Below are 14,969 nucleotides of genomic sequence, written 5' to 3'. Positions count from 1 at the left end.
CCGACCCGTCACTCCTGCATGCTCCCACTTCTGCCCCATCCGTGGGTGCCCGAGGCCGCCGACTGTCAGGATGGCCCCATGAACGCGCCATGGCAGAGCCCGGGGGCGAGCCGCGCCTCGGTCGCCCCGCGACTGGCGGCGTTGGCGGGCATCGCGGCCCAGGTCGCGGCGGCCACGACGCTGGACGAGCTCACCGAGACCATCACCGAGCGCGCCTCGACCGTCATGGGGGCCTCCCGCGCCGTGCTCGCGGTTCAGGACGGTCCGGCGCGGCTGCGCACGATCGCGACCCACGGTCTGACCCCGTCCGAGGCCCGTCACTGGGCGACCCTCGACCTCGACGCGCGCTCGCCGCTCACCGACGCCGTCCGGACCACCCAGATCGTCTCGGTCGAGGGGCGGCAGGAGCTGCTCGAGCGCTACCCGGATCTCGACGACGGCACGGAGCGGTCGTCGGTGACGCTGCCGCTCATCTCGCGCGCCGACGGGTCGGCCTTCGGGGCCGTGGGCTTCCGGTTCGAGGGGCAGGTCGGGCCGGTCGATCCCGACCTGGTGTGGGTGCTGGGTGTGCTTGCCGACATGTGCGCGCAGACCATGCTGCGCCTGCGTGCCGAGGCGCAGAGCGCCAACCGCGCCGCCCAGCTCGAGTTCCTGGCCGACGCGTCGCAGGCGCTCGCCACCTCGCTCGACTACCGGCAGACCCTGCGCCAGGTCGCCTCGCTCGCCGTGCCCGCCCACGCCGACTGGTGCTCCGTCCAGATGGTCGACGACGGCGTCCTGCGGACCCTCGCCGTCGCCCACATCGACCCCGACAAGGTGCAGCTCGCCCGCGAGCTCGAGACGCGCTGGCCCCCCGACCCGGACCGGCAGGGTGGGGCGGCGCACGTGGCTCGCACCGGCGAGAGCCTGCTCGTCGAGAACGTCACCGACGAGATGCTCGTCGCGTCGGCCCAGGACGACGAGCACCTCAGGGTCGCGCGCGAGCTCGGCCTGCAGAGCGCGATGTCGGTGCCGCTCGTGGCCAAGGACCGGGTGCTGGGCGTCCTGACCTTCGTCGTGGCGGAGTCCGGACGCCGCTACACGCACGACGACGTCGCCTTCGCCGAGGACCTCGCCCGACGGGCAGCGCTCGCCATCGACAACGCCGACCTCTACTCCCAGACGAGGCGCGTCGCGTCGGTGCTCCAGGCGACGCTGCTGCCGCAGGACCTGCCCGAAATCCCGGGGTGGCAGATCGGCACGGTCTACCGGCAGGCCGGTCGCACCGACGTCGGTGGCGACTACTACGACGTCAGCGGCCTCGACGACGGCCGGGTCACTGTCGTCCTCGGCGACGTCATGGGTCGCGGTGTCGACGCCGCGGTCGCCGGGTCGCGGATGCGCTCTGCCGCAAGGGTGCTCGCGACCCAGGACCCCGAGCCCGACGCGCTTGCCGGCGCGATGGACCGCTTCATGGCGACCGAGCCGCCGACGCAGATGGCGTCCTCGGTCTACCTGCTCTTCGAGCCGGCGCGGGACGACCTGGCCGTCGTCGTCGCCGGTCACCCGCCACCCCTGCTCGTGTCAGGCGGTCGGACGCGCTTCGTCACCGAGGACGGCTCACCGGTCCACGGCCTCGGCGAGATCCCGCGGCTGGCGGCCCGGGTGCCGTTCGTCGCCGGCGACCTCCTGCTGATGTACACGGACGGACTCGTCGAGCGCCGCGGTGAGAGCATCGACATCGGGCTCAAACGGCTGCAGGTCGCCGCCGAGGAGCTGCTCACGGACGTCGGGGACGACGCCGACCTCGACGATGTCCTCGCCGAGCTCGCCGAGGTCGTGTCCGACCCCGACCGCCACGACGACGTCGCCGTTCTCGCCTTCCGCCGTCTGGTCTGAGCACCCTGAACCGCTCGAGCGCCCTGCCGGGGGAGTCGGCCCGGTGGGCGCCGACGCGGCGGACGGCATACGCCCCTATGCTGGTGCGCGGATGAGTCGGCCAGACGGTCGCGTCAGGGCCTCGGCCCTGCCGAGGAACGTCCGGGCTCCACAGGGCAGGGTGGTGGCCAACAGCCACCCGGGGTGACCCGCGGGACAGTGCCACAGAGAACAGACCGCCGGCCGCTTCGGCAGCCGGTAAGGGTGAAACGGTGGTGTAAGAGACCACCAGCGCTCCAGGTGACTGGAGCGGCTCGGTAAACCCCACCCGGAGCAAGTCCAGACAGTGCACGATCGACGCCCTCGGGTGTCGGGGAGACCGGCCCGGTCGAGTGCGCGGGTAGGACGCTCGAGCCGGCCAGCAATGGCCGGCCTAGATGGATGGCCGTCGCCACGTCACCGGTAACGGTGGCGCGGAACAGAACCCGGCGTATCGGCCGACTCATCCACTTTCAGGCCTCTGACCTGCGGTGATGTGTTTGGTCACCCCCGTTGGTCCGCAATGCGTCCGCCCTGCTCGACGACGAGCTGGGCCAGGCGGAGTCGACCGGCAGGAGTCGGACAGGCGTTGGCATGGGACAACGAAGACCTCCGTTGTGAGTCCGGTGTGGGTGCGTGGTTGCTCCGCACCTCACTCCGAGGTCTTCGTCATCGTCCAGCAGGCACGCCGCGCCTGACGTCGGTGGTCAGTCCAATTAGGGCTCAGCGGATACCCGCACGTCGCATCCGGCGAAGTCGGCGAGGTAGACCTCGGAGCGTCCGTTCGGCTCGAGCCGCAGCGGGCCTTCGCCTTGGGGCACCGTGCCGAGGTCCACAAGCTGTCCGTCCGCGGCATCGTGCAGCTCGAAAGCGCACTGGCCGTAGCTGTTGAACGCCAAGACCTGCACGGCGACTTTACCCGGAGCCTTCGGTGCCGCGAAGACGTCGGTGTCACCCGTGCCGGCCTTCTGGCTGAATGGCAGGACGGCCTTCCCGGACCCGGAGCGCTGGACCACGAGGCAGCCCGGGTCGTTGGCTTCCCATCGGAACGTGCCTTCGGTCTGCATCTGGAACGTCTTGGTCCCCCAGACACTCTCGAATGGTCTCTGATCGCCGGTGTCGGTGTTCGTCACTGTGACAGTGCAGCCGTTGCTGCCCTTGATCTTGTTGCTGATGACGAGCCGCCAAGCGGCTGCCGCGGTGATCTCGTTGCCTGCTGGGCGGCCCGCGTCCCTCCGGTCCAGGATCAGCAGGGTGGCCGCGGTCCCGGCGACCGCGATGAACAGTGCAGCCGCGGCAGCGTAGACCCGGCGGCGGCGCGGCCGCGCTAGCCGGGCGACGCGAGTCGGCCCGCCGACCGTTGTCGCGCCCTCTGCTGGCTCTACCTGAAGAGACCGGGTGCGGTCCCCCTCCCGTGGACCAGATGCCGGAGCGGTGCGCTCCATGCTTGGCGGGTCGGGCTCTCCTGTCGGCGAGACGGGATCTCCTGTCGGAGGGACGGGTGCTGCATCGGGCTTGACATCGAAGAGTCGTGTGTCGTCGCCGCGCACACATAGAACGGGTGTCACCCACTCGAGCGTGTCTCGGGTGACACCGAGGATGCCGATCCTCCCGCTGCGCATCGCCTCGTCGATGGCGCGACCGTGCGCGAGCGACATGTAGAAGCCGCGCGCAAAGGCGATGGCCGCTCTATCACTGATGGCGAACTGCATCGCAGCCACAGCGTTGATCCCGCTGCGTACCAAGGCTGCTGCCGTACCCGAGAAGAGGTCGTCGGTGCTCTCGGCCGCGGTGAGGCACGCGTTGAGCACGACCAGTCGCGGCCGTTGCCTGGCTTCGTGCAGCAAGTCCGCGAAGCTGCTCGCGTTGATGAGGTCCGCGCGCCCGTCGGGTCCGACGAACGCGAGCACGCCCTCGTCTCGTGTGTGGTCGAAGGCGCCGTGCCCGATGAAGTGCAGGACGTGCCACGACTCGTCTAGCAGCTTCTCGTGCAGACGCTGCCAGCTTGCGTCGAGGAGCCACTCGAGGTGGATCCATCCGGTATCGACCTGCTCGCCCAGGGCCTCCTCCAAACGTGCCCGTTCGCCGGCAACGTCCAGTGAGGGCAGCGTGCTCGGCGATGCGATGAGTGCGAGCACCCGCAGAGGTGGCTCGAGGGGAAGAGTTGGTGTGGCGGGCGTCGTCCCGATCTGCCGCAGCAGCGGCTCCTTGCGACACAGGTAGATGCGCCCCTCACGGTCATAGAGGGCCTCCCAAGGCAGCGCGGCGAGCCCCGGCGCTGTCAGCCGAAGAAGCAGGCGCACCCCTTCACCACGGTTTTCCGCGACGGCGACACTTGTGCGGTAGGCCTCGCGCACCTGCCCGGCGAAAACAGCGTCGAAGAGCAGGGTGCCGACCGCCTCCAGAGATGACTCGTGCGCCGGCGTGACACGACGAGCCGCGATGGACGAGGCGAGAATGCTGTCCTCTAGCCCGTGCCGCTGCGCGAGCAGACCCTCCACGTCGAGCGCGCACGACGTCGTGGGCTCCCCCGCGCCGACCGAACGAAGCACCCGCACGGTGAACCGACCGGCCACGCCCGCCGGCCCGATCTCGATCTCCATCACTGAATCCATGCGCCGCCTCGCCCATGCACCCTTTCGATCATCCCCTTGGTTCGTCACGTTGTCAGCCGAAACGCACCCCGCGTCAGTTCTCTGACCGAGCCCGGACGAATACGCGCGTCAGCTGCCTATGCCGAGGGTCGGCTCAGCTTGCCTGCGGTCAATGCTGGTGGGCGCGGCGGCACGGCGGCGTGACGACATCCCGTTCAAGGGCCGCCACGCGTGTGGAATCGCCAACCCTCGTGGGGCGCAGCGTGCTGGCTCGTCAGGGACCGCCATCGCCTACACCTCAGCGGTGACGGCGTGCAGATCGAACAACAGGCACGTGGAGCTCAAAGGTCGGCTACCAGGCCCGAACGCCGGCGTCCGCTGTGCAAGCCACTCGGTGACACAGGAATCGGAGCCGCCAGTGGGCCAAGCCGAGCAGCCTGTACACGACGGTGTCCGCGGCAGACATGACCGGGCTTGCAGCCGAAGGGAATCGACGCGCCTGACTCTCGTGCTCGGAGGACGGGGAAGGTCACCGGCATGGTCGCGCGATCCATCGTGCGACCCGGGGCCGGACTACCAGGGGACCGACGTCGAACTGGGCTCCAGGTACCGGATGCTCGGGCTGACCGGGAGGAGAGAGTCGGCGGGCTGGGTGCCTCGCACGGCCTGCCTAGTCCTTCGAGACCGTCACCGAGGCGAAGAGGTTGAGTCCGAGCCGTTCCGCCAGGTACTTGGTGACCAGCTGACCGCGCACGCTGTTGCCCGCCACGTCCAGGGGAGGGGAGAACGTGGCCAGACCGCCCTTGCCGGGTGCGACAGTGACGATGCCGCCGCTCACCCCGCTCTTGCCGGGGACCCCGACCTCGTAGAGCCAGTCGCCGGACAGCTCGTACAGGCCGGCTGTGGCCATCACCGCCAGAACACGCCGGCACGCGCCGGGCCCGACGACCGCCTCTCCGGTCACCGGGTTGACGCCACCGTTGGCGAGCGTGGACGCCATGACCGCAAGGTCGTGGACGTTCACGTCGAGAGAGCACTGGCGGGTGTAGACGTCGGTGGCCTCGTCGGGGTCGAAGTAGAGACGGCCGTAGCTCTGCAGCAGGTGGGCGATGCCCTGGTTGCGCAGGTTGGTGGCGGACTCCGAGGCGTAGACCCTCTCGTTCAGGCTGAGCTCACGGCCGGCGAAGCGCGAAAGGCCGTCTCTGACCCGGTCCCACTTCTCCGCCGCGGTGCTCCCCGGCACCAGACTCGTGGCCGCAATCGCGCCCGCGTTGACCAACGGGTTCATCGTCCTGTCCAGGTTGAGCTCGACCGCCACCAGCGAGTCGAAGGGGAAGCCGGTGCTGTTGACCCCGAGCAGGCGGCGCGCGTCGACGTCTCCGACCGCCTCACAGACCAGCGCGAACACGAACGGCTTCGACACACTCTGGATCGAGAACGTTCTCTCGACGTCCCCGATCTCGAACGACCTTCCTCGAGCTCCCACCACCGAGATACCGAACCAGTCCGGCGACGCCTCGGCCAGGACCGGGATGTAGTCGGCCACGGCACCTTCGCGGTTTGCCCGATACCGCTCGTACGCCTCGGTGACAGCGACCTTGACCTCGTCCGGTTCTGGTAGCTCTCCGGTCGAGATCGACGACCTGACCGCTTCCTCGTCGAACGGCAGCTGCTCATGCATCGACAGCTTGCTCATGGCGCGCCTCCAATGCCGGATGTGCGAAGCCTATGACACACCTGCGGCGCCACCATGGCCTTCAGGGTCTTCGGCCCGGGTGCGCGGGCGGTGAACGTTGTCAGAGCGTCGGCGACCCGGAAGGTCCAACGCGCGTGGATCGCCGAGTGCATGCGGCAGGCAGCGAGCACCTGGTTCGCACCGCGGCGCCGTCTCATGCGCGATTCAGATTGAATGCGCTCCCAGGACATTCACGGTCGATGAGCCGAACTGAGTCGACGTCGTTGACAGCATCCAGGTGGCCACGACTGCGTGCAGCGAGTCACGTGTCCATTCCGTCGTCTCACTCCAGTCCGATCACGCACCCTGTCTGGCTCCAGCGCAGGGTCACGTGCCGAGCCGGCGCCGGAGGCGGTCGGCGCGTTCGAGCATCGCGGCGCAGTGCCCGAGCCCCGGGTGCTCGAGGGCCGGCAGGCAGGCCCTGAGGACGTCCTCGTCCGGTGCGCCCTGTGGCAGCTCGTCCAGGGAGCGTCCCAGCAGGTAGAGCACCCACGAAGCATGCCTCAGCGCCACGTTCGCGGCATACGCGAACTCGACTGCCTCACGCCCGACCCTGACACCGTCGTCGTGCAGGGCGGCGAGGTAGGCCTCGAGCACGATCGTCTCCACGCGCGGCAGGTCAGGCTCGGCCACCTCGACGAGCAGCTGCGCGAGGTCGCTGCCGAGTGGACCGGTGCCGACCATCTGCCAGTCGATGGCCCACACGTCCCAACCACCCTCGGCGGACCGCCGCACGACGAGGTTGTTCACGTGAGCGTCGTTGTGGCACAACGCCTGTGGCAGCCATTCCAGGACCTCGATGAAGGGGGTCGGGTCATCCAGCGCAGCGACGAGCAGAGCCGGGTCGACGCCCATCGCGATCTCGAAGCGTCTGAGGCGAGCGGGCCGGTCCCACAGCACGTCGTGCACGACCCGGAGCTGGGGCAGGCACGCGCTCCGGAACCGCCCGACCAGGTTGCCGGTCAACCACGCTCGCGCAGGCAGCGGCGGGCCCTGGACGTAGTACGCCTGGAAGCGGCCGAGCGCGGCCGCGGCGACGGCGAACTCCTCGTCGTCGTAGCCCGACACGTGCGACACCTCGCCGATGTCCTCGAACAGGATCACGACAGCCTCGGGGTGTGCTTCGACAACGCCCAGGCACCGAGGAGCGCGTAGGCCCAGGCCGTGCTCCAGCACACCGCTGATGGCGACGTCGGCCTCGCGCCTCCAGTAGATGACGGAGTGAGGGGTCTGCCTGTCGTGCGGGCTGGGGCGGACGACCTTGGCAACCAGCGACCACGCTCGGTCTGTCCCGTTCGTCGTGGCGGTCCCGCGAAGTCGGGTCGCGGCACCGGATGTCGGGTTGTTGGCCGCCCCCAGAGCGAGCTCGGTGGTGGCCCAGTCGCCGACCTCGGCCGCCTCGTCGGCCAGGAGCCGCCGGACCGCAGCCGTCACGTCGGGACGTTGGTGGTCAAGGCCGCCCCAAGACATGCACACCTCCCCGCCCACTGTCCCATCGGCATGCGCGACGCGCAGCCCTTCAGCCGATGACCGTCCAAGGACTCAACGCCTCCGCCCCGGCCACTTCGTCCCGGCGGCAGCCCGGTCCCCCTACCGCGTGGCTTCCGTGCCCCACGATGCCAACTTCGCATTTGTGCAGTTCAGGGGCTTGGGGCACTACAGGCAGCACGGACGACCGGGCTGTTTCAATCTCCGGCGTATCGGCCGACTCATCCACCTTCGAGCCCCCGCCGCTGCCGACGAGATCTCTGGAGGATGCCGTCCGACCGGCGTAGCGTGAAAGCCCATCGTCTGGGGGAGTTGCCGTGTCGAACCTCGTGGTGCACTTCGAGATCCATGCGTCTGAGCCGCAGGCGCTCATCGACTTCTACGGGCAGCTGCTGGGGTGGACGTTCACGCAGTTCGGCGACATGCCCTACTGGTCGATCGACACCGGCGATGGCGCCATCGGCATGAACGCCCCCGGCAACGGCATCAACGGCGGGCTCACGCAGCGTCAGGGCCCGGCACCCGAGCGCGGCGGGCCCGTCAACGGCTGCAACGTCGTGGTGGGCGTCGACGGCAGCATCGACGAGCTCTTCCAGAAGGGCCTCGACCTCGGGGCCTCGGAGGCACTGCCGCTGGCCGACATGCAGGGCATCGGCCGTGTCGGCTACCTGCTCGACCCCGATGGGAACGTCTTCGGGCTCATCTCACCGGTGCTGTCCGACGGCAGTGTCGCGATGGGCGGTGGCTGAGCGGCACAGCGGCCCCCAAAGACGACAAACGACGCTCGGCCGGGACCTGCGGGTGAGCCGCAATCGTGCGTCGTCACGAACGGGAGCGGACGATCAACCGGGCCACGGCTACGACCGACACTCCGGCGCGGTCCGCAGCATCGTGAAGCTTGGCGTCGGCCTCGCGGGGCGAAATGCCTTGCTGGGCCGCAAGGATGCCGGCCGCGCGGCTGAGCGTGTCGAGGTCCTCGATCCGTGCGGGGGTTTCCGTCGCTCTGGTCCGGGTGGTGAAGGAGAGATCGGCGTTGTGCACGGCACCCGGGACCCAGGCACCGAAGATCTCGGCGAGTCGCTGCTCGTGACCGCTGAAGGTGTCGCTCCCGGCGCCGTAGACGTTGATGCCCGCAGTGACCGTCTCGCCAGTCAGGATCGGCAGAGACAGCGTGCTGCGGACTCCAGCGGTGGCGCTGGCTTGGGCGAAGCACTGCCAGCGCTTCTCGTCGAACAGCTCCTCCTCGTCCGTGAGCACGGTCTCGCCGGCCCCGACCGCGTCGACGCAGGGACCGCCGTCGACGAACTGGACTGCGTCGAGCGAGGCCACGGTCTCGGAGGTCGCCACATAGGTGAAGGTGACACCTTCGCGAACGAGGCCAAGGCTGAACCCCACGATCCCCGGGGCCGCTGCCAGAACCGTCGCCGCGATGTCCGTCAGGTCGTCTTGCAAGGCTGAGTCGCCGTACTGGCCGAGTCGCTCGAGGGCTTGCCGCGTCTCCGGGATCGGTTCCATGCTCTTGAAGTACCCATTGGGCTCGCCTACCCGAACCCCGTGGGCAACACAGGGTGAGGAAGTGAGCGTCGCGGGAGGCGACGGCTACCTCAATCCAGAGCGGACGCGAAGGAGACATGCAACATAGCCGCTCAAGAAGATCGCAACCCACTGCCCGAATCGACCTGAGTCGCAATGGTTTTGGCTCCTTCATTGCAACCACCACGCGATGTGGAGGCTCGAGAAGCTGGCCGGTCCCGTCGCCCGGCCACCGAAGGGAGACCGATGATCGAACGACCGTATGACACGGCTACGCCCGCGTCCCGGTCGGTAGCCGGGTCGCCGTCGCGGCGCCTCGGCCCGAACTGCGTGGACCGGGCTCTGATCGCGGCTTCCGAACGAATGGGCCTCGGACCGGTCATACGATGTCAGTACCAGCCGCCCGCCGCGGACGGATCCGCGGAGGCTGTTCGGCTGCGCCGAAGAAGGTGGGGGCGCCCGATGCGAGACATGGATGCAGCTGAGGCTCGAGCGTTTCTGGGCTCTGGAGCTCGCACTGCAAAGGTCGCAACCGCCTCCAGCACCGGAAAGCCGCTCGTCGCGCCTGTGTGGTTCATCCTCGACGGTGACGATTTGGTGTTCCTCACATCGGCGACGAGTGTGAAGGGTCGTCATCTTCACGCGAACCCTCGGGCAGCCGCCGTGGTCGAGGACGATTCGTTTCCCTATGCATTCGTGGTGGCAAGGGGTTCGGTGACTCTTGACGATGAGCCGCCAGATCGGTTGGGGTGGGCCACGCGTATCGCTTCGCGCTATGTACCGGACCGGGCCGACGATTTCGCGGCCCGCAACGATGCTCCGGGGGAGACGCTGGTGCGGCTGCACCTCGAGCGGATATTCGGTCAGGCCGAACTCGCGTTATAGCCGGCCTGCAACAAGGACGTCCGGGACGTTGCACCACAGGCGTCAGGCGTACTACATCCTCGCCTCGCAGCCGAACATGACCTCTGAGGAGATCAGCCGGTCGGCACCCTGAGACGCGCGCGGCAGTACGACGCTGCCTTCGAGGTCTCGGCGAGCCCCGCGCGAAATGCGCTGGAGTCCCGCATCGCTATTACGGAGTCGGTGCCATCTGCGCGGTTAGCCTTCCCGGATGAGCAGCCCGCGCGAGGAGGGGAAGTCGGCCGCGGCGGTCGATGACGCCGACATGGGAGTTGGCGAGACGGGTTGGGACCCAAAGACCCGCACGCCGACCACGGAGCCCGTAGCTGCGCTGGACGCGCCGCAGCGTTCGAGCTCGACCAGCCTGACGTGGTGCGGCCCGAGGTAGCCGAAGAAGTCCTTGCCGATCAGTCAGCAGGGACCGCGGGAAGCTGGAGCGCAGGGCCCTACCTTTTCGAGAAGCTCGATGCGCCCACTGACGATGACGAATACCGAGGTCCCGCGCGGGCAGCATCGCAGCTCGCACCGAATCACTGAGGACGCTGCCAGGACCACCGCACTTCGGCTCCATCGCTCGGACGGCGACATGACGGGGCGAGCGTAGCCGCCCCTCAACGCGGCGGATCCGTTCAACTGGCGGCGCCTCCAGCGCCACCTCGTTCGCTTCCTCTATCGAAGGTGGCGTCAGAGGTCATCGTGATCCGGTCGCACGAGATCCGTGGCACCAGCTCATGCCAGCTGGGCGCACGTAGCCCCGCCAGGCTGCGCCGAGGTCGCTGTTCCAGAGTTGCCTCCGGTTCGTCCTGCCACCGCACCATGTCGGCCCTCGCTCCCGACGTCCGGTCCGGCTGAAGCGGAAATGCGTGAAGAAGAAGCGAATCATGAGGTACCGGCTCACCGGGCACCCCTGGGACTAAACGCGTGTGTAGGTGACGTCGAAGTCGTGGATCCACTCGCCGTCTTCGACGAGGTAGCAGGAGCTTTCGATCGTCTTGCCGTCCTCTGAGAGCGTGCCTTCGAAGCGCTGATCGAAATCATCAGGGTTGCTCGCTTGGCGCCACCACTTCCAGACGCCGTCCTGGAAGCTCATATGGAGCAGGCGCGAGACCGCACGGGAGTCGAAGTAGTGCGCGGTGAAGTCGCCTTCGGCGTCCTCGTCCGCGGCCATGATCAGGACGACGCCCTCGGGAAACATCGGGTTCGCGACGATCGAGCGCTGGAGGATCACCTTCTCGTCACGGAGCCACTCCAGTGTCATGTCGCCCGTGACCTTTTCCGCGACGTGCCGCGGGGCGTCGACGAGCTGGCGCCAACGACCGATCAGCGGCTCGAGATCCTTGATGTCCGGCACAACGCCGAGCCTACCGACGCACGTAGCCCGACAGGACGCCGTGGCGGATCGACCGGGCACCTGATGCGGCACCGCCCGCACACGAGTGCTGCGCTACCGGCTTGGTCGGGCGATCGTCGTCGCCCTCGGAGCGGCGTTGTCGAGCGCCTTGGCCGCCCTCAGCGCGGCAGTCTGGTCGCCGCCACCCCTCCGCTGACTGAGCATCCCGCGGAGCAATGGCCCAGCTACCGTCCTTCCATGCCCGCCCGTGCAGCCGTCGTGGATGACTCTGCCTGGATCGCCGCTGCCCTGAACCGCCGCCGAGAGCCACTGGTCCAGCACGCGCCTGTGTTCTGGCGATCTGCACCTGACGCGTGAGCCGGCACCGCGCTTTCCTTGACCAGCTCCTCAGGGACAGCAGCGCCATGGCTTATCGAACTGACGACTCAGTGCTTGTTGCTTCCCTCGAGCGGACGGATGGCTGGTCGACGACTCCTTCGTCGACCAGGAGAGCTGGACGCGTGACGGCCGCGACCTCTGGATCGCTCTCAGCCGCGACTGTCAGGGCGACCACGTGCGGTTCGTGTGTCCGGCCTACGAGCAAGCCCGAGGAGCCTTCGCCCTGCAGGTGGGACTGACAATCACGGCCTCGTGGTGGTTGAAGGAGCTGCCAGGCTCGGGCGGTGGCGACGCCTGCGTCGAGGTCACGCTGCCCGGGGCCCAGGCGATCACGGTTCCAGCACCACCCGTGTACGCGCCGCCGGGGCCCATCCTCTTTCTGCCTGAAGTCGCCAACCCTCAGCAGGCCGTGCCTGTCGCGACCGGTCAGGCCCACGACCTCGGCTGCGCGGCCGTCGTGGTGAACGTCGAGCCCGGAGATACCGACCTGCCTCCGACGTTGGCGAACGCCGGCTTTCGACGTCATTGCGACTACTACGAGGGCGCGATCAGGTCGGCCTGACGCGGGCCACGCTCCAGACAGGTGACCTGACGGGCCCGGGAGTCTGGGCCGATTCGGGCTCAATTCGGGCTCTTCGTCGCTAAAGTGGTCAGGTTGGGGTGGTACTCGACCCCGAAAGGGGGAGCCGTGCGAGATCTTCGGTGGCGGGTCTTTGCGGTGGTGTTGGCGCCGCTTGCAGGGGCCTTGACGTTTGCACCTGTGGGTTCTGCCTCGGCGGACATCAACCCGAAGGTGGACCATGTTCTCCTCCTCAGCCTCGATGGATTCCACGACGCCGATCTGACGAACTACGTGGCCGCGCATCCGAGCTCAGCGCTGGCTGCGGTGGTGGAGCGGGGACGTCGCTACTCGAACGCGTCAGCCCAGGCGCCGTCGGACTCGTTCCCAGGCACACTCGCCATGACGACGGGTGGCTCCCCGAGCTCCACCGGCGTCTACTACGACGTGTCATGGGACAACGACCTGTCGCCCGCCGGCTCGGACTGCAGCACACGCGGGGCGCTCGTTCCCTTCAACCAGACCATCAACGTCAACGCCAATGCCGGCGACAGCGTGGCCGACATCAACCCGGCCAAGCTGCCGCGTGACCCGGACAACGGGTGCAGCGTCGTCTACCCCCACCAGTTCCTCAAGGTGAACACCATCTACGAGGTGGCGCACGCGGCGGGGCTGCGCACGGCGGTCGCCGACAAGCACCCGAGCTACGAGATCTTGTCCGGCCCCTCAGGGACAGGTGTCGATGACTTCTACGGCCCCGAGTTCAACGCGGCCAAGGCCGACATCACCAAGATCATCGCCAACGACGAGTTCAAGGTCGACGCCGTGCTGAACGAGATGGACGGCCTCAGCCACGACGGCTCGGCCGTCGTCGGTGTGCCGGCGATCTACGGCATGAACTTCCAGGCGCCGAACATCGGGCAGAAGTTCTCCGGCTACGTCGATGGGGCCGGCACGACCCCCCAGAGCATCGCCACCCTCGGCACGCTCGCCGGCACCGCACCTGGCCTGGCGCAGGCGCTCGACTACGTGGACGGCGCGATCGGTCGCATGCTGAGCCGGCTCGAGGCCAACGGCCTGACGGACGAGACGATGATCATCCTGACCGCGAAGCACGCCAACAGCCCGGTCGACCGCTCGACCCTGCGCTGGGTAGACCCATCAGCCTTCGCCGCGCTGGTCAACAGCGTGGAGCCCGGGCTGACCGCACAGGTGACGGCGGACACGATGGCACTCATCTGGCTCAAGGATCGCGGCCGGGCAGCCGACGCCGCGGCAGTGCTCGAGGCGAACGCAGGCACCGTGGGAGCGGGCACGATCACCAGCGGCGCCGCGGTCGCCTCGCTCTTCGCCGGCCAGCTCGGCGGGAACCCAGGCCGCATACCCGACATCGTCGTACAGCCGGTGCCCGGTGTCGTCTACGCAGCAGTGAGCTCGAAGCTCGTCGACCACGGGAGCGGCAGCGCCGAGGACACCCACGTCCCGCTGGTGGTCGTCGAGCCCGGGCGCAAGGGAGGCCGCACGCTCAGCTGTCCCGTCTCGTTGCGACAGGTGGCGCCGACCGTCCTGCGCGCCCTCGGGCTCAAGGAGAGCCTGCTCGATGCGGTTCGGCTCGAAGGCACCCAGCGACTGACGAACGGCGACGAGTGTTGAGGAGGCCCAGGATCGGGGAGAAGCGCTGCTGACTCGGTGAGGATCTGCGACAGCGCCCCTCCATCGGTCGGGCGGCGGTGTCATGACGCTGGTCGGACGACAGGCACCCGAGGCAGACTGGTCAGTGAGCAGGGAGGGGAGTCCAGATGGCTGAGCTTGTGGTCGACTTCATCACGTCGCTCGACGGGTACGCGGCTGCCGAGGGGTGGCCCGGCTGGTGGGGCTTGCAGGGGCCGGAGTACCTCGCCTGGCTGGGTGAGAGCCCCGAGGCGGACTACGTGGTCCTGATGGGAGCGAACACCTATCGCCTCATGCACTCCTTCACGAAGGAGGGCGAGCCGGGGACCGACGTGCTGGGAGGCATGTCGAAGTTCGTCTTCTCGAACACGCTGACCGAGCCCCTCGAGTGGGAGAACTCGACGCTGTTCGCCGGCGATGCCGTCGAGGCCGTACGGCAGCTGAAGGACGAGGGCGACAGGTCGATGCGCACGATCGGGAGCGTCTCCCTGTGCCGCTCGCTGCTCGAAGCCGGCCTCGTCGACCGGTTCCGGGTCGTGATGTTCCCCGTCATCACCGGCGCGACGGGCAGGGAGCGCATCTACGACGGCTACCCCGACGTCGCTCTCGACATGGTCGACTGCCGCACGTTCGACGGCCAGATCCAGCTCGTCGAGTACGTGCCCACGGTGCTGGACGGTCCACCTGGCACGTCCTGAGCCTCGGTGGTCGACACCCGCGGCCATGCCCACTGTGCTGCGAACGGGAATCTTCATGGTTCGGCTGCGGCATCGCCGGCGGAGGTGTAGGGCGGAATGAGGGCGCGCGGTGTCACCGTCACCGCCCCGACTCCACCGCAGAATCACGTTCGTCAGCTCATCA

11 protein-coding genes and 1 other RNA gene are annotated in these 14,969 nt (G+C 68.4%); 7 read left to right on the top strand and 5 right to left on the bottom strand.

What is annotated here, in order from left to right; translation table 11 throughout:
• Positions 1–78 precede the first annotated feature (78 nt).
• Complete coding sequence (locus ASD90_RS15615; protein WP_056758482.1) at positions 79–1,878, top strand: PP2C family protein-serine/threonine phosphatase; 1,800 nt, start codon at positions 79–81, stop codon at positions 1,876–1,878.
• A gap of 92 nt (positions 1,879–1,970) precedes the next feature.
• An RNA gene (gene rnpB / locus ASD90_RS16435) (RNase P RNA component class A) lies at positions 1,971–2,366 on the top strand.
• A gap of 246 nt (positions 2,367–2,612) precedes the next feature.
• On the opposite strand, the gene ASD90_RS15610 is transcribed toward rnpB, so the two are convergent.
• From ASD90_RS15610 to ASD90_RS15600, 3 genes are all read right to left on the bottom strand, one after another.
• Positions 2,613–4,499 (bottom strand): CHAT domain-containing protein, encoded by a 1,887-nt coding sequence (locus ASD90_RS15610; protein ID WP_056758478.1) that lies wholly within the window; start codon positions 4,497–4,499, stop codon positions 2,613–2,615.
• A gap of 661 nt (positions 4,500–5,160) precedes the next feature.
• Positions 5,161–6,186, bottom strand: a complete 1,026-nt coding sequence (gene glsA, locus ASD90_RS15605) for a glutaminase A (protein ID WP_082588771.1) — start codon at positions 6,184–6,186, stop codon at positions 5,161–5,163.
• A 366-nt stretch (positions 6,187–6,552) separates the two neighbouring features.
• Positions 6,553–7,659 carry a phosphotransferase gene (locus ASD90_RS15600; RefSeq protein WP_056758475.1) on the bottom strand — a complete coding sequence of 369 codons (1,107 nt, stop codon included), beginning with the start codon at positions 7,657–7,659 and terminating at the stop codon, positions 6,553–6,555.
• Positions 7,660–8,030: 371 nt separating this feature from the next.
• Between ASD90_RS15600 and ASD90_RS15595 the strand changes: the two genes are divergently transcribed.
• The gene (locus ASD90_RS15595) at positions 8,031–8,462 is read left to right on the top strand and encodes a VOC family protein (RefSeq protein WP_056758472.1); all 432 of its coding nucleotides are present in this window, start codon (positions 8,031–8,033) and stop codon (positions 8,460–8,462) included.
• 73 nt (positions 8,463–8,535) lie between these two features.
• On the opposite strand, the gene ASD90_RS15590 is transcribed toward ASD90_RS15595, so the two are convergent.
• Complete coding sequence (locus tag ASD90_RS15590; protein ID WP_056758469.1) at positions 8,536–9,228, bottom strand: GAF and ANTAR domain-containing protein; 693 nt, start codon at positions 9,226–9,228, stop codon at positions 8,536–8,538.
• A gap of 489 nt (positions 9,229–9,717) precedes the next feature.
• On the opposite strand from ASD90_RS15590, the gene ASD90_RS15585 reads away from it, so the two are divergent.
• Positions 9,718–10,131, top strand: a complete 414-nt coding sequence (locus tag ASD90_RS15585; RefSeq protein WP_056758947.1) for a PPOX class F420-dependent oxidoreductase — start codon at positions 9,718–9,720, stop codon at positions 10,129–10,131.
• 931 nt (positions 10,132–11,062) lie between these two features.
• On the opposite strand, the gene ASD90_RS15580 is transcribed toward ASD90_RS15585, so the two are convergent.
• Complete coding sequence (locus ASD90_RS15580; RefSeq protein ID WP_056758466.1) at positions 11,063–11,500, bottom strand: hypothetical protein; 438 nt, start codon at positions 11,498–11,500, stop codon at positions 11,063–11,065.
• Between the two features lie 607 nt (positions 11,501–12,107).
• Between ASD90_RS15580 and ASD90_RS15575 the strand changes: the two genes are divergently transcribed.
• The 3 genes from ASD90_RS15575 to ASD90_RS15565 all read left to right on the top strand — a co-directional run bounded on the left by ASD90_RS15575 (position 12,108) and on the right by ASD90_RS15565 (position 14,806).
• Positions 12,108–12,440, top strand: coding sequence for a hypothetical protein (locus ASD90_RS15575; protein WP_157623201.1), 333 nt, complete (start codon positions 12,108–12,110; stop codon positions 12,438–12,440).
• An 84-nt stretch (positions 12,441–12,524) separates the two neighbouring features.
• Positions 12,525–14,090, top strand: coding sequence for an alkaline phosphatase family protein (locus tag ASD90_RS15570; RefSeq protein ID WP_369793613.1), 1,566 nt, complete (start codon positions 12,525–12,527; stop codon positions 14,088–14,090).
• 146 nt (positions 14,091–14,236) lie between these two features.
• Complete coding sequence (locus ASD90_RS15565) at positions 14,237–14,806, top strand: dihydrofolate reductase family protein (RefSeq protein WP_056758458.1); 570 nt, start codon at positions 14,237–14,239, stop codon at positions 14,804–14,806.
• The last annotated feature ends 163 nt before the right edge of the window (positions 14,807–14,969 follow it).

This window comes from Terrabacter sp. Root181 (assembly GCF_001428505.1).
GTDB lineage: Bacteria > Actinomycetota > Actinomycetes > Actinomycetales > Dermatophilaceae > Terrabacter.
This window is presented reverse-complemented; position numbering and strand designations above follow the sequence as displayed.